The sequence below is a fragment of the Klebsiella sp. GG_Kp175 genome (genome assembly GCF_040062325.1).
Classification (GTDB): domain Bacteria; phylum Pseudomonadota; class Gammaproteobacteria; order Enterobacterales; family Enterobacteriaceae; genus Klebsiella; species Klebsiella quasipneumoniae.
On record NZ_JBEAFX010000002.1, the window covers coordinates 522,456 to 540,017 of the forward strand.

The 17,562-nt window shown below is 60.8% G+C and carries 15 protein-coding genes; 1 reads left to right on the top strand and 14 read right to left on the bottom strand.

The window, feature by feature from the left end; genetic code table 11:
• Positions 1-14: 14 nt before the first annotated feature.
• The 4 genes from menH to ABLU73_RS05590 all read right to left on the bottom strand — a co-directional run bounded on the left by menH (position 15) and on the right by ABLU73_RS05590 (position 4,408).
• Positions 15-773 (bottom strand): 2-succinyl-6-hydroxy-2,4-cyclohexadiene-1-carboxylate synthase, encoded by a 759-nt coding sequence (gene menH / locus ABLU73_RS05575; RefSeq protein ID WP_032456428.1) that lies wholly within the window; start codon positions 771-773, stop codon positions 15-17.
• Positions 770-2,440, bottom strand: coding sequence for a 2-succinyl-5-enolpyruvyl-6-hydroxy-3-cyclohexene-1-carboxylic-acid synthase (menD, locus tag ABLU73_RS05580; RefSeq protein WP_264924408.1), 1,671 nt, complete (start codon positions 2,438-2,440; stop codon positions 770-772). The genes menH and menD overlap by 4 nt, the downstream gene beginning before the upstream one ends.
• A gap of 81 nt (positions 2,441-2,521) precedes the next feature.
• Positions 2,522-3,811: an isochorismate synthase MenF gene (gene menF, locus ABLU73_RS05585; RefSeq protein WP_264924406.1), complete on the bottom strand. Its 1,290-nt coding sequence runs from the start codon at positions 3,809-3,811 to the stop codon at positions 2,522-2,524.
• A gap of 135 nt (positions 3,812-3,946) precedes the next feature.
• Positions 3,947-4,408 (bottom strand): GNAT family N-acetyltransferase, encoded by a 462-nt coding sequence (locus ABLU73_RS05590; RefSeq protein ID WP_264924403.1) that lies wholly within the window; start codon positions 4,406-4,408, stop codon positions 3,947-3,949.
• Positions 4,409-4,465: 57 nt separating this feature from the next.
• Here ABLU73_RS05590 and rnz point away from each other — a divergent pair, with 57 nt between their 5' ends.
• Complete coding sequence (rnz, locus tag ABLU73_RS05595; protein WP_004201736.1) at positions 4,466-5,386, top strand: ribonuclease Z; 921 nt, start codon at positions 4,466-4,468, stop codon at positions 5,384-5,386.
• Between the two features lie 56 nt (positions 5,387-5,442).
• Here rnz and nuoN read toward each other — a convergent pair whose 3' ends face one another.
• The 10 genes from nuoN to nuoE form a co-directional block, all read right to left on the bottom strand.
• A complete protein-coding gene (gene nuoN / locus ABLU73_RS05600; RefSeq protein WP_004201737.1) occupies positions 5,443-6,900 on the bottom strand; it encodes an NADH-quinone oxidoreductase subunit NuoN in 1,458 nt (485 codons plus the stop codon).
• Between the two features lie 6 nt (positions 6,901-6,906).
• Positions 6,907-8,436: an NADH-quinone oxidoreductase subunit M gene (nuoM, locus tag ABLU73_RS05605; protein WP_004201738.1), complete on the bottom strand. Its 1,530-nt coding sequence runs from the start codon at positions 8,434-8,436 to the stop codon at positions 6,907-6,909.
• A 298-nt stretch (positions 8,437-8,734) separates the two neighbouring features.
• Entirely contained in the window at positions 8,735-10,576 is a 1,842-nt protein-coding gene (gene nuoL, locus ABLU73_RS05610; RefSeq protein WP_004201740.1) for an NADH-quinone oxidoreductase subunit L, read from the bottom strand.
• Entirely contained in the window at positions 10,573-10,875 is a 303-nt protein-coding gene (gene nuoK / locus ABLU73_RS05615) for an NADH-quinone oxidoreductase subunit NuoK (RefSeq protein ID WP_002913148.1), read from the bottom strand. Before nuoK ends, nuoL begins: the two co-directional genes overlap by 4 nt.
• Positions 10,872-11,426, bottom strand: a complete 555-nt coding sequence (gene nuoJ, locus ABLU73_RS05620; protein WP_004201743.1) for an NADH-quinone oxidoreductase subunit J — start codon at positions 11,424-11,426, stop codon at positions 10,872-10,874. Before nuoJ ends, nuoK begins: the two co-directional genes overlap by 4 nt.
• 10 nt (positions 11,427-11,436) lie before the next feature.
• Positions 11,437-11,979, bottom strand: coding sequence for an NADH-quinone oxidoreductase subunit NuoI (nuoI, locus tag ABLU73_RS05625; protein WP_002913152.1), 543 nt, complete (start codon positions 11,977-11,979; stop codon positions 11,437-11,439).
• A gap of 14 nt (positions 11,980-11,993) precedes the next feature.
• On the bottom strand, positions 11,994-12,971 hold the full coding sequence (nuoH, locus tag ABLU73_RS05630; RefSeq protein WP_002913156.1) for an NADH-quinone oxidoreductase subunit NuoH: 978 nt from the start codon (positions 12,969-12,971) through the stop codon (positions 11,994-11,996).
• Positions 12,968-15,694, bottom strand: a complete 2,727-nt coding sequence (gene nuoG / locus ABLU73_RS05635; protein ID WP_004201744.1) for an NADH-quinone oxidoreductase subunit NuoG — start codon at positions 15,692-15,694, stop codon at positions 12,968-12,970. Before nuoG ends, nuoH begins: the two co-directional genes overlap by 4 nt.
• A gap of 33 nt (positions 15,695-15,727) precedes the next feature.
• Positions 15,728-17,065: an NADH-quinone oxidoreductase subunit NuoF gene (gene nuoF / locus ABLU73_RS05640; RefSeq protein ID WP_002913158.1), complete on the bottom strand. Its 1,338-nt coding sequence runs from the start codon at positions 17,063-17,065 to the stop codon at positions 15,728-15,730.
• Positions 17,062-17,562, bottom strand: a complete 501-nt coding sequence (nuoE, locus tag ABLU73_RS05645) for an NADH-quinone oxidoreductase subunit NuoE (RefSeq protein ID WP_002913160.1) — start codon at positions 17,560-17,562, stop codon at positions 17,062-17,064. Before nuoE ends, nuoF begins: the two co-directional genes overlap by 4 nt.

Here is a 17,562-nt window from a genome sequence, read left to right on the forward strand (position 1 = left end):
AGAATGTCCTTCAGTTAACTTGCCAAAATCTGCGCCAGACAGGCAATCACCGCCGCCGGGTTGTCCCGGTGCGCGTTGTGTCCGGCATGGTGAATAAGATGGAGATCCGCCGCGAGCGCCTGGGCGATGGCATGAAACTTCGCGTCGCGCTCGCCGCACAGGTAATGAAAGGGGAAATCGCGCGCCTGCAGGGGTGCGCGCAGATCGGCCTGCCCGGCAAGGGAGGTCGCCTGCAGCATCGCCGCCAGCGTCGCGCCGTTGTTCCGGCTGCGTAAGGCGACCAGCGCCGCGCGCTGCCCGGCGTTCAGTGAAGCGAAGACCGGCTGCTGATACCAGTCGGCAAAGACCTGCGCCAACGGCTCATGGCGAAAACGGTCCGCCCAGGCGCTGTCGTTGCTGCGCCGCGCCAGCCGCGCTTCGGCATCCTGCAGGCCCGGATGGCCGCCTTCGACGATCAGGCCGCGCAGACCCGCGCGCGGCTGGCAGGCGAAGTTCATCGCCACCCGGCCCCCCAGCGAGTAGCCGATCAGCCAGTAGTTAAGTATGTTGTAACTATTAAGCGTAGCCTGCAGCAGAATATTGACCCCGGCAAAGTCCTGCACTGCGATATTCGCGGAGCCGCCGTGGCCCGGCAGATCGAGATACAGCCGCGGCCAGGCGCGAAACGCGTCGCCCACTTCCCGCCACTCGTTGCGGTCGCCGGAAAAACCGTGCAGAAAGACCAGCCAGGGATAACCCGGCTGGCCATGTTCGATAGCCGCGCTGAGAGTCACAGGCGGCTTACCTGCGCCAGCAGCTGCTGGAGGGTCTGTGTGCCGTCGGTCTCATTGACCGCCAGCTCAATCACCGTCGCCCCTGCCCTGCGCCAGGCGCCGGCCAGCGCCTCATCCAGCGCCTGCCAGTCAGCCGGGCGATGATAGGCCAGGCCGAACATCGCCGCCGCGTGGCTGAAATCAACATCCTGCGGCATTAAGTAGAACTGACGCCGCTCGTCCTGCGGCGTCGGCAGCATGGAGAAAATCTGCCCGCCGTTGTTGTTCACCACGATCAGCACCAGCGGCGCCGACGCCTGGCGCAGTAGAGCCAGCGAGTTGAGATCGTACAGCGCCGAAAGATCGCCGACGATGGCCAGGGTTGGCCTGGCGCTGGCGTGCTGCACGCCGGCGGCGGTGGCGATCAAGCCATCAATGCCGCTGGCGCCGCGGTTGCTGTAAACCGGGTAGCCGGCCGGCAGCTGCGCCAGGGCGTCGATCAGGCGCACCACCAGGCTGTTGCCGACAAACAGTTGCCCCTGTTCCGGCAGATAGCGGCGAATTCGCTGCGCCAGCTGCGCTTCGCCAAAGGGTTCGTTGCTGGCGACCGCCGCCTCCCACGCCTGACGGGCCAGTTCAGGAATGGCCGTCGCCCACGGCTGGCGTTTCTCCGCCGGGTGCAGCTCAAGCCAGCGGTCAATGCTGGCGAGGAGACGGCGGCCGCGGTGCTGTGCCGGATCGAGACGACCGGGCAGATTATCCACCAGCCAGTATTCATCAGGCTCGCAGGTGGCCTGCCACTGCAGAACCCGCTTGCCGGTCAGGCTGCTGCCGAGCTGAACCACGATCTGCGCCTGCGCCAGCTCGCTCACCGCTTTGCCATTGCCCAGCCACAGGTCAGCGCACGGCAGCGGCTGCCCGGTCTGCGACAGGACATCGCCGATCAGCGGCCAGCCGAGGGTTTGGGCCCACTCGGCCACTTTTTTCCCTTCGGCAGCGCTCATTCTGCCCGCCACGACCACGCCGCGCTTTTGCCGCCAGAAGAACCAGTCGCGCTGTTTCTCACTTTCCCTCTGCAGCGCCTGACGCAGCCAGGGCTTATCGCTCTGCCACCAGCTGCCGAGCTGCTGCTGCCACTCCACGCCGGTATCATCCATATCGCCATACAGCGGTTCGGCGAACGGGCAGTTGATATGCACCCCGCCGGCGTGCAGCTCGCCCAGCGCCTGGTCGATGGTCGAGACCAGCCAGCGGGCGGAAATATCCTGCGAGGGACGCGGCAGAGAAATCGTCTGCGACGGATGGGAGGCGAACATCCCCGGCTGACGAATCGCCTGATTGGCGCCGCAGTCGATCAGCTCCGGCGGACGGTCGGCGGTCAGGAGAATCAGCTTTTCCCCGGTGAGCCCTGCCTCAATCAGCGCCGGGTAAAGGTTCGCGGTGGCGGTCCCGGAGGTCACAATGACCGCCACCGGCTGGCGGCTGGCTTTCGCCAGACCGAGCGCCAGGTGGCCGAGGCCGCGTTCGTCAAAATGGGTATGATGGATAAAGGCGCGGTTTTCCGCCGCCGCCAGGGTTAAGGGTGTCGAGCGCGAGCCCGGCGCGATGCAGATATGCTGCACGCCGTGGCGCGTTAAAGCTTCCAGGATCACCGCCGCCCAGCGTCGGTTAAATGCGCTTACTGACATGAAATTGTCCGGTATCAAATATTGATGCTAAGTATAGATAAGCCAAAGTGACGGCGTTTTGATATGCATCGTCATTCCCGCTTATGGACAGAGTAGCGAGCGCAGCCCGGCCGCTTTGTTGTCAATCTCCTGCCACTCCTGCAGCGCATCGGAGCCGCTGACGATCCCCGCCCCGGCATACAGTCGCAGGGTGTCGTTGTCCACTTTCGCCGAACGCAGCGCCACGCAAAACTCGCTTTGCGCCAGCGACAGATACCCGGCGGAACCGGCGTACCATTCACGGGAAAAAGGTTCATGGCGCTGAATGAATGCCAGCGCCGCCCGCCGCGGCAGGCCGGCCACCGCGGCGGTAGGCTGCAGCTGCAGCAGACAGCGGCTGTCGTCAGGCTCCGCCAGCTCGGTCCAGATGCAGCGTCGAAGATGCTGTACCTTGCGCAACCTCACCACCTGCGGCGGCAGAACGTCCAGCGTCGAGGCCTCACTCTGCAGGCGCTGGCAGATATCCTCCACCACCAGCATGTTTTCCCGCTGATTTTTGTCGTCTTTCATCAACCAGTCGGCCAACTGCTGCGCCTTCGCGTCATCCTGATGATTAGCGACGGTGCCCGCCAGCGCTTCGGTGCGCAGCAGCGCGCCGCGCCGGCGCCACAGCCGCTCCGGCGTGGAGCCGAAAAACGCCTGACGGGCATTGAACGCCATCAGGAAATGAAAACAGTTAAGATTGCGGCTGCGGCTGGCGGCCATGATGCTCACGGCATCCAGCGGGGCGGCAAACTGCAGGTCGGTTGCCCGCGCCAGCACCACTTTATCCATGTCGCCGGCGGCGATGGCCTGCGTCGCCAGGTCTATCATTGCCTGCCACAGGGGATAATCGGAGGAGTGGCGCTCGCTCAACAGCGGCGGTACGCCGCCAGGGGTCGCCTGGGCGGTGGTCAGGCTGGCGAGAAAATCACGCGCCGTCATGGCATCGTCGCGCAGGGAGAGGTCGCTGTGCAGCACCAGCCGCATCACGGCCCTGCCGCCGCACCGACGCCATTCCAGACGCGGCAGCACCAGCCGGCCTTGCTGCGGGGCAAACGCATTCAGGCCGCAGATGCGCAGATCCTGCCGTCCGGCCTGGTGTAAAAAGCGGTTCGCCGCGTCGAGCGAGGGAAAGCTTTTTACCGCCCCCAGCGCCGCCAGCTCCTCGTCGCCATTGCGCTGTTGCCAGTAGAACTGCGGCCACTGCGGCTGCTGGCCGCACCATAGCAGCGGATCGAAGGCATCATTCAGCGGAAAGGCAATATCGATAATTCGCGTGCCGGGTGAGTCAGGAAAGGGCTCACTCAGGCCGTCACGTAAACGGGCCAGCGCAGTGGAAACAGACAGCACGCAAACCTCCACGGTAGTAAAACCCCACATTATAAGGGGTTCGACGGCGGAATAGCAGTACCCATGACGAGGGAGCGGGTTTTATCTTACCTGCTCGCCGGCCCGGAACAGGGTTGGAATGTGAGTGTTGAGGGGTCAAACAGCGCGGCTTTCCCGCGCCATGCCGATGTGCGGAATGCCATTCTCATCATAGACCTCAGTCACCGGCGTAAAACCGAAGTGGGCGTAAAAAGCTTGCAGGTGCGCCTGCGCCCCAAGGTAAATCGACTTTTGCGGCCAGTGCCGCTGACAGCTGGCCAGCGCCTGCGCCATCAGCTGATGGCCAAGCTTTTCGCCGCGCGCGGCGGGGCTGACGATAACCCGGCCAATCACCACCGGATCGTACATCTCTTCGCTTTTAAGGATCCGCGCATAAGCCACCAGTTCGCCATCGCGCCAGCCGAGAAGATGGCGATTTTCCCCAACCAAATCATCGCCGTCGACATCCTGATAAGCGCACTGCTGCTCCACGACAAAGACTTCGCTGCGCAGCTTCAGTAGCGCATACAGCTGGGGAACGGTGAGTTCACTATGATGGAGATCCTGCCAGGTCATCATCTGCTGCTCCTTATTGATATACTGATGTTTTGCGACTCGCCCTGAGGACACTGGACGATGGAATTAACTTTTTTGGGGACATCCGCCGGGGTGCCGACCCGCACGCGTAATATGACGTCGATAATACTCAATTTGCAACAGCCAACCCGCGCCGAAATGTGGTTGTTTGACTGCGGCGAAGGGACCCAGCATCAGTTTCTGCATACGCCCCATCATCCTGGCAAACTGAATAAGATCTTTATTACCCATTTGCACGGCGACCATCTGTTCGGCCTGCCCGGGCTGCTGTGCAGCCGCTCGATGCAGGGGAATTCGCTGCCGCTGACGGTCTACGGACCAACAGGAATAAAAGAATTCATTGATACCGCGCTGCGCCTCAGCGGCTCGTGGACCGACTATCCTCTGACCATCATCGAAGTCGGCCCCGGTCTGGTGTTCGACGAAGAGGGCTATCGGGTCACCGCGTTCCCGCTTAGCCATCCGGTGGAGTGCTACGGGTATCGCATTGAGCAACACGACAAGCCCGGCGCCCTCGACGCCGCCCAGCTGATTGCCGACGGCGTGCCTCCCGGGCCGCTGTTTCACCGCCTTAAGCGCGGTGAACAGGTGACGCTGGCGGATGGCCGGGTGATCGACGGCAGCCGCTACCTGGGGCCCGCCACGCCGGGTAAAACGCTGGCCATCTTTGGCGATACCGCCCCCTGCCCGCAGGCGCTGGAGATGGCGCGCGGGGCGGATGTGATGGTCCACGAGACCACCCTGGAGCAGGCGATGGCGGAGAAAGCCAATAGTCGCGGCCACTCCTCCAGTCAGCAGACCGCGACGCTGGCTAAAGAGGCAGGCGTCGGCACGCTTATCGCCACCCACTTTAGCTCACGCTACGATGCCGAGGGCTGCCTGCGGATGCTGGCGGAATGCCGGGAGATTTTCCCGGACACCCTGCTGGCGGAAGACTTTATGGTTTACACGGTGGCGTAACATTCCGGGCATAAAAAAACCGCCATTCCGGCGGTTTTTTTATTGAGTCAATCCACTTACATCAGCGGCGTCGCCAGCTGCACGATGCTAATCAGCGGCTGCGGCCAGATACCGAGCACCAGCACCAGCAGGGCAGAGATCAGCACCACGATACCGCCAGCGCTGTACTGCCAGTTCGACGGCGCATCACGGTTCAGCTGCTCCGGCGCGCTCAGGTACAGGCTCACCGCCACGCGCAGGTAGTAGTAGAGACCGATCGCCGAGCCGACAACCACCGCGGCAACCAGCCACCACAGATGGGCGTGAACACCGACGGCCAGCACGTAGAACTTACCGATAAAGCCGAGAGTCATTGGGATACCGGCCAGGGAGAGCATCATCACCGTCATCACCGCCGACAGGATCGGACGGTGCCAGAACAGACCGCGGTAGGAGAACAGCGAGTCCGCGTCCGGGCCACGGTATGGGCTGGACATCAGGCTGACCACGCCGAACGCGCCGAGGCTGCTGAACAGGTAGCCGGCCAGGTAGACGCCAACGGCTTCCATCGACATTTCGCCGCTTTGCAGGGCGATCAGCGCCACCAGCAGATAGCCGAGGTGGGAGATAGAAGAGTAACCGAGCAGACGTTTGATATTGGTCTGGCTCAGCGCCATCAGGTTACCGAAGATGATAGAGGCGAAGGCGATCAGCCCCAGCACCACGCGCACCGCTTCGCTGTTGCCCACCGGCATGTACAGGAACAGACGCATCACCACGCCGAAGATGGCGATCTTGCTGGCGGTCGCCAGGAAGGTGGAGACCGGCGCAGGCGCCCCCTGGTAAACGTCCGGCGTCCACAGGTGGAACGGCACCAGCGACAGCTTAAAGCCAAGACCGACGATCATCAGGCCGAGACCCGCCAGCAGCAGCGGCTCGTGCAGCGTGTTGTCCGCCAGGCTCTTGCCCAGCGCAAGGAAGGACAGGTTGCCGGAGTTCGCATACACCAGCGCCATACCGAACAGCAGGAAAGAGGAGGCTGCCGCGGAGAGGATGGTGTATTTGATGCTCGCTTCCAGCGAACGCTTCTGGCGGAAGGCGTAGCCGACCAGGCCGAACAGCGGCAGCGAGATTAACTCAATGCCGAGGAACAGCGCCGCCAGATGATTCGCACCGGCCAGCAGAATGCCGCCCAGGGCGGCGATCAGCACCAGCAGGTAGAACTCTTCTTTGTTGTCCTTGTAACCCTCAAGCCACGGATAGGCGAAAGTACAGGTGGCGAGACTCGCCAGCAGCACCAGCCCAGTGTAGAGCATCGCGTAGCCGTCAACGCGGATCAGCGGCGTGACGTCCATTGCCCCATTCTGGCCGACGAACCAGAGCGAGACCAGCGCGGCATTAAGCCCGAGAACCGACAGCGTGGCATTGAGAAAATGATTGCGTCGCCACGCAATGGAGAGCATCACAACCACCACCGTCAAGCCGACGATCAGCAGCGGTAGCAGTGCGATCAGTTGTTGTGGAGTTATTGTCATGGCGAATTACGGCCTTGTAGTAGAAACAGAATTAACAAACCACTGCTGAATGTTGCTCATCGCAGCATGCGAGGTGTCGAGGATCGGCTGTGGGAAGAAGCCCAACAGCACCAGCAGCACCACCAGCAGCAGGATGATAGACAGTTCACGCAGGGACATCCCCGGCAGCGCTTTCGCCGCGATTTCGCTTTTCGCTTTACCGAAGTAAGCGCGATGCAGCATCGACAGCGAGTAAACGGACGCGAATACCAGACCAAAGGTCGAGATCACGGTGATCACCGGCACCACTTTATAGCTGCCGAACAGGATCATAAATTCGCCGACGAAGTTACCGGTGCCCGGCATCCCCAGGGTGGCGACGGCGAAGAACATCGACATCGCCGGCAGCCATTTGATTTTGCTCCACAGACCGCCCATCTGACGCATGTCACGGGTATGTAGACGTTCGTACAGCTGGCCGCAGAGAATAAACAGACCCGCCGCGGAGAGACCGTGAGCAATCATCTGGATCACCGCCCCCTGATACGCCAGCTGGCTGCCGGTGTAGATAGCAATCAGCACGAAGCCCATGTGGGACACGGAGGTGTAGGCGATGAGACGTTTGATATCAGTCTGGGCAAAGGCCATCCACGCGCCGTAGAAGATCCCGATCACGCCCAGCCACATGGCGATAGGCGCAAACTCGGCGGAGGCGTTCGGGAACAGCGGCAGCGCAAAGCGCAGCAGACCGTAGGCCGCAGTTTTCAGCAGGATCCCCGCAAGGTCGACGGAACCGGCGGTCGGCGCCTGGGAGTGGGCGTCCGGCAGCCAGCCGTGCAGCGGCACCACCGGCATTTTCACCGCGAAGGCGATGAAGAAGCCGAGCATCAGCAGATATTCCACGCCGTGGGACATCGGGGTTTTCAGTAGCTCTTCATAGTTGAAAGTCCACACGCCGGTGGCGTTGAAGTGGACGAATGCCAGCGCCAGAATGGCAATCAGCATCACCAGGCCGCTCGCCTGGGTATAGATGAAGAACTTGGTGGCCGCCGTGATACGCGTTTTACCATCAGAGGCTTTGTGGCCCCACAGCGCGATCAGGAAGTACATCGGCACCAACATCATTTCCCAGAAGAAGAAGAACAGGAACATGTCGATGGCGAGGAACACGCCGATGACGCCGCCCAGGATCCACATCAGGTTGAGGTGGAAGAAGCCCTGGTATTTTTCGATTTCGCGCCAGGAACAGAGCACCGCCAGCACGCCGAGCAGGCCGGTCAGCACTACCATCAGCAGCGACAGGCCGTCGATCGCCAGATGAATGCTAATGCCGAAGCGTGGGATCCACGGCAGCACGAACTCAGATTGCCACTGCGGAATACCCGCGGATTGCGTCAGAGAATAGCCGCCCTGCATCCACAGCTGCAGGCCAAGCACCAGCGTCAGTCCCATGGTAATCAGCGCGATCCAGCGCGGCACTTTCACGCCAAAGCGTTCGGTCTGCCAGCACAGGAAGCCGCCGATAAAGGGGATTAATATCAACCAAGGCAATAACATGGTGATTTTTATTCCTTATTTAAGTCCGGTTCAGGCTATCTTACTCGTCATAACGAACTCCGGCTGTGCTCACAATCCTCACGTACTTTAGTACGCTCCGATTGCCCCGCGCAGGCGGCGTCCACTTTGACTTCGCCGATAACGCCTGTCCTTTACGACCTGATTTTCAACGAATTCTCACAGAAAATTCACTTCGGTTTGAGGCTTGTTTTGTCGGGTGGCGCTAACGCTTACCCGACCTACGCTCCCGTAGGCCCGGCAAGCACCGCGCCGCCGGGCAACACAATCGTTCTCAAACTCAACGCAATACCATCAGCAGCGCCAGAACCACCACCGCGCCAATGCTCATTGACGCCACATACCAGCGCAGATAGCCGTTCTCGCTCACCAGCAGGCCTTTACCTGCGAAGCGGGAGAGGAGCGCCGGGATGTTCATCAACGAGTTCAGCGGATCGCTCTTCAGCAGCCAGGCAATGCCGAGGAATGGCTTAACGAATACTTTGTCGTATAACCAGTCGAAGCCCCAGGCATGGAACCACCAGGTACCGAAGAAGCGGCCAGGCGCGCTGTTGGCGATAGAGGTCACCAGGGTGCGTTTGCCCAGCCACAGCCATGCGGCGATCAGGATGCCGGCAATAGCGATGATCCCGGAGGCAATCTCCAGCGTCATCACGCTGCCGTGCGCCAGTTCAGTGGTCTGCGGTAAGACGCCTTCCAGCGGCGGCACGATCAGCGCGCCAACGAAGGTGGACAGCACCAGCAGCACAATCAGCGGCAGATGATGGGTGATCCCCTTCCCTGCGTGCGCGTGAATTTGCTCTTTACCGTGGAACACAATGAAAATCATGCGGAAGGTGTACAGCGAGGTCATAAAGGCGCCGACCAGGCCCGCCACCATCAGGTTGATATGGCCGTTGGCCATCGCCCCCGCCAGAATCTCATCCTTACTGAAGAAGCCTGCGGTAATGAGCGGCAGAGCGGACAGCGCCGCGCCCCCCACCAGGAAGCAGACGTACACCAGCGGAATAGATTTGCGCAGGCCGCCCATCTTGAAGATGTTCTGTTCGTGATGGCAGGCGAGAATCACCGAACCAGACGACAGGAACAGCAACGCTTTAAAGAACGCGTGAGTCATCAGATGGAAAATCGCCGCGTCCCATGCCTGCACGCCCAGCGCGAGGAACATGTAGCCAATCTGGCTCATGGTGGAGTAAGCGAGAACGCGTTTAATGTCGGTCTGCACCAGCGCGGCGAAGCCCGCCAGCACCAGGGTAACCGCCCCGACGATCCCGACCAGATGCAGCACTTCCGGCGTCATCAGGAACAGACCGTGGGTACGGGCGATCAGGTAGACGCCGGCGGTGACCATGGTCGCGGCGTGGATCAGCGCGGAAACCGGCGTCGGACCCGCCATCGCATCGGCAAGCCACGTTTGCAGCGGCAGCTGGGCGGATTTACCGACCGCGCCGCCGAGCAGCATCAGCGTCGCCCACTGCAGCGTGGTACTGCCGTTAGCAAAGTGCTGCGGCGCCAGCTCAACCATTTCGCGGAAGTTGAGGGTACCCAGTTCGTTGTAGAGGATGAACAGCGCGAAGGCGAGGAACACGTCGCCGACGCGGGTCACCACAAACGCTTTCATCGCTGCGGCGCCGTTCTTCGGATCGGTGTAGTAGAAGCCGATCAGCAGGTAAGAGCAAAGACCCACCCCTTCCCAACCCAGGTACATCAGCAGCAGGTTGTCGGCCAGTACCAGAACCACCATGCTGGCGATAAACAGGTTGGTGTAGGCGAAGAAGCGGGAGTAGCCCTCTTCACCGCGCATATACCAGGAGGCGAACATGTGGATCAGGAAGCCGACGCCGGTCACCACGGAGAGCATGGTCAGCGACAGGCCGTCCAGCACCAGGTTGAAGCCGATGTTGAAATCCCCTACCGACATCCAGGTCCACAGCGGCACGCTGACCGCCTGTTTGCCGTTAGCGAAAAAGTCGACGCCGACATAGGCGGTGACCAGCGCCGCCAGGCCTACCGAGCCCATGCCAACGGTGGCGGAAAGGTTTTCCGACCAGCGCCCGCGGGAGAAGGCCAGCAGCACAAAGCCAATCAATGGCAAAAGAATGGTTAAGGCAAGCATGTTCATCCACGCAACTCACTTACTGAATCGATGTTCAGGTTCTGGCGGCGACGATGGAGCTGCAGCAGCAGCGCCAGACCGATACTCGCTTCCGCAGCCGCAAGGCTGATGGCGAGGATATACATAATCTGACCATCTGCCTGGCCCCAGTAGCTGCCCGCCACCACAAAGGCCAGCGCGGCGGCGTTAATCATGATTTCCAGGCTGATCAACATAAATAGCAGATTGCGGCGGATCACCAGCCCCGTCAGACCAAGCACAAACAGGATGGCCGCGAGGATCAGTCCATGTGTTAAGGGGATCATGCGTGTTCCTCCGTTTTTCTTTTGTCGCTGTCGTTCACGCGGTTGCTCAGCACCTCGCCGGCGCGCTCTTCGCGACCGATGTGGAAGGCGACCACCAGGCCCGCCAGCAGCAGCATGGAGGCCAGCTCCACCGCCAGGACGTACGGCCCAAACAGCGCAATACCCACTTCTTTAGCGTTGATTGCCGCGCCGTCGATACCCTGGTCGTTAATCCCCAGAATGGCGTAAACGATAACCACCAGCAGCACTGCGGAGAGGATGGCCGGGCCAATCCAGATCCCCGGCTGCAGCCATTTGCGTTCCTGTTCGATTTCGCTGCCGCCCAGGTTGAGCATCATCACCACGAAGACGAACAGCACCATAATGGCCCCAGCGTAGACGATAATCTCCAGCGCCCCGGCGAAGTACGCGCCCAGCGAGAAGAACACCCCGGCAATCGCTAACAGCGAAATGATCAGGTACAGCAGCGCATGCACCGGATTGGTGTGGGTGACGACCCGCAAGGTTGCGAGGATGGCGATCAGGCCACAGATATAAAAAGCGAATTCCATTGCCCTCTCCTTACGGTAACAGGCTCTTGACGTCGATCGGCTTAGCTTCGTTTTCCGCTTCGCCCTTATCTTTGCCGTCGATTGCCATACCCGCCATCCGGTAGAAGTTATATTCCGGGTATTTGCCCGGACCGGAAATCAGCAGATCCTCTTTTTCGTACACCAGATCCTGACGTTTGTATTCACCCAGCTCGAAGTCAGGGGTCAACTGGATCGCCGTGGTCGGGCACGCTTCTTCGCACAGACCGCAGAAGATGCAGCGTGAGAAGTTGATGCGGAAGAACTCAGGATACCAGCGGCCGTCTACCGTCTCTGCTTTCTGCAGCGAAATACAGCCCACCGGGCAAGCTACCGCACACAGGTTACAGGCGACGCAGCGCTCTGCACCGTCCGGATCGCGCGTCAGCACGATGCGGCCGCGATAACGCGGCGGCAAATAGACCGGCTCTTCCGGGTACATCCGGGTTTCACGTTTGGCGAAGGCATGCAGGCCAATCATCCAGATACTCCGGACCTGGGTGCCGAACCCCACCAATAATTCTTTTAAGGTCATGTTCAATTCACCCCTTATTGCGCCTGCCAGAGAATGACAGCCGCCGTTACCAACAAGTTGACCAGCGTTAATGGCAGGCATACCTTCCAGCCAAAGGACATTACCTGGTCATAGCGCGGACGCGGTAATGATGCGCGGATCAAAATGAACATCATCATGAAGAACGCGGTTTTCAGCGCGAACCAGATGAAAGGAGGTAACCACGGGCCATTCCAGCCGCCGAAGAACAGCGTGACGATCAGCGCTGAAACGGTGACGATACCGATGTATTCACCCACGAAGAACAGACCGAACTTCATGCCGGAGTATTCAATGTGGTAACCATCGGCCAGCTCCTGCTCCGCTTCCGGCTGGTCGAACGGGTGACGGTGACACACCGCCACGCCGGCGATGGCGAACGTCACGAAGCCGAAGAACTGCGGGATAACGTTCCACAGATGCGCCTGGTTGTTGACGATATCGGTCATATTGAATGACCCCGCCTGCGCCACCACGCCCATCAGGGAGAGGCCGAGGAACACTTCGTAGCTTAGGGTCTGCGCGGAAGCACGCATCGCCCCCAGCAGGGAGTATTTGTTGTTGCTCGACCAACCGGCGAACAGCACCGCGTAAACCGCCAGGCCTGCCATCATCAGGAAGAACAGGATCCCGATATTCAGGTCAGCCACCACCCACGTCGGGCTGACCGGCACGATAGCGAAGGCCAGCAGCAGCGAGGTAAAGGCGATAACCGGCGCCAGAGTAAAGATCACGCGATCGGAAAAGCGCGGGATCCAGTCCTCTTTAAAGAACATCTTGATCATGTCGGCGACCAGCTGCAGCGAACCGCCCCAGCCCACCCGGTTTGGCCCGTAGCGGTTCTGGAACAGACCGAGCAGACGACGCTCGCCGAAGCTCATGAACGCGCCGCAGGTGACCACCACCAGCAGAATGACCACGGCCTTCAGGATGCTTAACAGAATGTCGATAAGATCCGGCGTTAACCAGCTCATGCTTTCGCCTCCTGCAGTGAATCAATACGCGATCCGGTCAGTACCGGCGCAATGCCCGGCATGCCCATCGGTAAGCCAACCTGTCCTGCGGTCAGACCTTCAGAGATAACCAGCGGCAGACGCAGGGTCTGGCCTTCCACGCTAAAGGAGAGCATCGCCCCGGCGTTGACGCCAAGCTTCGCGGCATCCGCCGGGTTCAGCTTGATGTACGGCTCAGGCATCCGGCTCTGGAACACCGGCGCGCGCTGTGACAGCTCATCGCTGCCAAACAGGTGATAATAAGGTGCGATACGCCATTTCCCCTCTTCCGCCTGGAAGCTGGCCGGCACCGCCGTGAAGTATTCCAGCCCGCTGGCGGAAGCTTCAAACAGGCGGACGCCCGGATCGCCATGGCGCAGTTTCCCGCCCACTTCATCCTGGAACTTGTTCCATGCCTGCGGGGAGTTCCAGCCCGGCGCCCAGGCGAACGGGATCTGCGAACGCGGGGCAGACGGCTGGTTGTTCCCTTCCATGGAGAAGGCGAACATCGTGTCTTTATCCTGCGGCTGACGCGGCTCGTGGACGCTGATGTTAGCGCGCATCGCCGTGCGGCCGCTGTAGCGGTGCGGTTCACGCGCCAGTTTCTGCCCACGAATGCGGAAGGTCGCATCCGGCGCGGCATCTTTTATGCCCGCCAGCTGCGGCAGTGCGGCAATCGCGGCATCGATAACGTGGTCCAGCTGCGTCCAGTCAACCTGACGGTTGTTAACGGTGCTGTGCAGAGAATGCAGCCAGCGCCAGCTTTCCAGCATCACGGTTTTCGCGTCGTAGTAGGCCGGGTCGTAGACCTGGAAGAAACGCTGGGCGCGGCCTTCGTTGTTCACCACGGTGCCGTCGCTTTCCGCAAAGCTTGCCGCGGAGAGCACCAGGTGCGCTTTGTCCATAATCGCCGTGCGCTGATGGTCAACCACCATCACCAGCGGCGCTTTGGAGAGCGCTGCGTCGACGCGGGCGGCGGAAGCATGACGGTGAAGGTCGTTTTCCAGCACGATAACTGCGTCTGCGGCGCCGCTTTCCAGTTCGTCGAGCGCCTCCTCGAGCGAGCCGCCGCCGATCATACCCAGACCGACGCTGTTCACCGCGCGGGCAACCATGGTCACGCCGACGTCGGCGCCACGGCCTTTCAGGGCTTTCGCCACGTTAGCAGCGGCCTGGATGATCTCCATGCTGCCGGCGTTGGTCCCGGAAATAATCAGTGGTTTTTTCGCCCCGGCCAGCGCCTGGACGATGACATCGACTTTACCCTGCAGTTCGCGGCTCAGGCCGTCAACCGCCGGCGCGCTGTCGTCCAGCGCATGGGCGATGGCGAAGCCGAGACGCGCCTGATCTTCTACCGGCGCGCGGTAGGTCCACGCGGCGATGTCATCCAGGCGGGTGTCATCGATGTTGGTGACGAATAGCGGGTGCTTGGCGCGCTGGCCGATGTTGAGGATCGCCGCAATCTGCCAGTCGGCCACTTTCTGTGCCGCCGCCATTTCGCGTGCTTTCCCTTTCACCGCCTGACGCACCGCCAGCGCGACGCGCGCGCCGGTCTGGGTAATGTCTTCGCCCAGCACCAGTACCGCGTCGTAGGATTCGATATCGCGCAGGCTTGGGGTGTGGATCCCACCTTCGCGCAGCACTTTCAGCATCATCTGCAGGCGCGCTTGTTCGCCTTTGGCGATGCCGGTATAGAAATTGTCGGCGCCCACCAGCTCGCGCAGCGCGAAGTTGCTTTCAATGCTGGCGCGCGGGGAGCCGATGCCGATCACTTTCTTCGACTGGCGCAGAATATCCGCCGCGCCCTGCATCGCCTGCTCGGCGTTGAGGGTAATCAGATCGTCGCCGCGGCGCTGAACCGGCTGACGCGGACGGTCTTTCAGGTTCACGTAGCCATAGCCGAAACGACCGCGGTCGCAGAGGAAGTAGCGGTTAACGGTCCCGTTATAGCGGTTTTCGATACGACGCAGCTCGCCATAGCGTTCGCCCGGGCTGATGTTGCAGCCAATGGAACACTGCTGGCAGATGCTCGGCGCAAACTGCATGTCCCACTTACGGTTATAACGCTCAGAGTGCGTTTTATCAGTGAAGACGCCGGTCGGGCAGACTTCCACCAGGTTGCCGGAGAATTCGCTTTCCAGGGTGCCATCTTCCGGGCGGCCGAAGTAGACGTTGTCGTGGGCGCCATAGACGCCCAGATCGGTGCCGTCGGCATAATCTTTGTAGTAGCGCACGCAGCGGTAGCAGGCGATGCAGCGGTTCATTTCGTGAGAAATAAACGGCCCCAGATCCTGGTTGCGGTGGGTACGCTTGGTAAAACGATAGCGGCGGAAGCTATGGCCGGTCATCACCGTCATATCCTGCAGGTGGCAGTTGCCGCCCTCTTCGCAGACCGGGCAGTCGTGCGGGTGGTTGGTCATCAGCCACTCCACCACGCTTTCGCGGAACTGCTTCGCTTCGCCGTCGTCGATAGAAATAAAGGTGCCATCGGATGCCGGAGTCATACAGGACATCACCAGGCGACCACGCGTGTCTTCCGCGTTCTGATATTGCTTCACCGCACACTGGCGGCAAGCACCGACGCTCCCTAGCGCCGGATGCCAGCAAAAGTAGGGAATATCAAGCCCAAGAGAGAGACAAGCCTCCAGCAGGTTGTCCGCTCCGTTGACCTCGTATTCTTTGCCGTCTACATGAATCGTAGCCATTAGCGTGCTTCCAAAAATAAAAAAACCTTTAGATTACCAGCGCGTCTTAAGCAGGTTCGGCTGAATCCCGTTGATTGCATGGGTATTGCTGAACTGCTGCTTAATGCCAGCCTCGAATTCTTCGCGGAAATATTTAATCGCGCTCTGCAGCGGCTCAACCGCGCCCGGCGCGTGCGCGCAGAAGGTTTTCCCTGGGCCCAGGAATCGACACAGTTGCTCAAGCGTTTCGATATCGCCAGGCTGACCTTCGCCGCGCTCCAGGGCGCGCAGGATCTTCACGCTCCACGGCAGACCATCGCGGCACGGCGTACACCAGCCACAGGACTCGCGGGCAAAGAACTCTTCGAGGTTGCGCACCAGCGAGACCATGTTGATCTCGTGGTCAACGGCCATCGCCAGCGAGGTGCCCAGACGGCTGCCCGCTTTACCAATGCTTTCGAACTCCATCGGCAGATCGAGGTGCGCTTCGGTGAGGAAGTCGGTCCCTGCCCCACCCGGCTGCCAGGCTTTAAACTTCAGGCCATCGCGCATACCGCCGGCGTAATCTTCAAGGATCTCGCGGGCCGTGGTGCCGAACGGCAGCTCCCAGACGCCCGGGTTCTTCACGCGGCCGGAGAAGCCCATCAGCTTGGTGCCGGCATCTTTACTGGTGGAGATGTTCTGGTACCACTCGACGCCGTTAGCCAGAATCGCCGGCACGTTGCACAGGGTTTCCACGTTGTTGACGCAGGTCGGCTTACCCCACACGCCGGAGCTCGCCGGGAACGGCGGCTTGGAGCGCGGGTTAGCGCGGCGGCCTTCCAGGGAGTTGATCAGCGCCGTCTCTTCGCCGCAGATATAGCGTCCTGCCCCGGTGTGGACAAACAGCTCGAAGTCAAAACCAGTGCCGAGGATATTTTTCCCCAGCAGGCCCGCCTCGGTGGCTTCGGCAATCGCGCGGCGCAGATGCTGGGCCGCTTCGATATACTCTCCGCGCAGGAAGATGTAGCCGCGATAAGCCTTCAGCGCAAAGGCGGAGATCAGCATGCCTTCCACCAGCAGGTGCGGGAGCTGCTCCATCAGCAGGCGGTCTTTATAGGTGCCCGGCTCCATCTCATCGGCGTTACACAGCAGGTAACGGATGTTCATGGACTCGTCTTTCGGCATCAGGCTCCACTTCAGACCGGTGGAGAAGCCCGCGCCGCCGCGCCCTTTCAGGCCAGCGTCTTTTACCGCCGTGACGATCTCGTCCGGCGCCATGCCGGTCAGCGCTTTTCGCGCCCCTTCATAGCCATTTTTGCTGCGATACTCGTCCAGCCAGACCGGCTGCTTGTCGTCGCGCAGGCGCCAGGTGAGCGGATGCGTTTCCGCAGTACGAATTACGGTTTTCATTTGTACTGCTCCAGCAGGTCAGGAATTGCCTCCGGCGTCAGATGGCTGTGAGTGTCCTCATCAATCATCATGGTCGGTCCCTTGTCGCAGTTGCCCAGGCAGCAGGTCGGCAGCAGGGTAAAGCGGCCATCAAAGGTGGTCTGCCCTGGCTTGATGTTCAGCTTCTTCTCGATGGCGGCCTGAATCCCCTGATAGCCGGTAATGTGACACACCACGCTGTCGCAGTAGCGGATCACGTGACGGCCAACCGGCTGGCGGAAAATTTGGCTGTAGAACGTCGCCACGCCTTCGACGTCGCTGGCCGGGATGCCCAGCACATCGGCAATGGCGTAGATCGCGCCATCCGGCACCCAGCCGCGCTGTTTCTGAACGATTTTCAGCGCTTCGATGGACGCCGCACGCGGGTCTTCGTAGTGGTGCTTCTCGTGCTCAATAGCCTCACGCTCTGCCGCACTCAGCTCAAAAGCCTCGGTTTGTGGTTGTTGATTCTCGTGCAT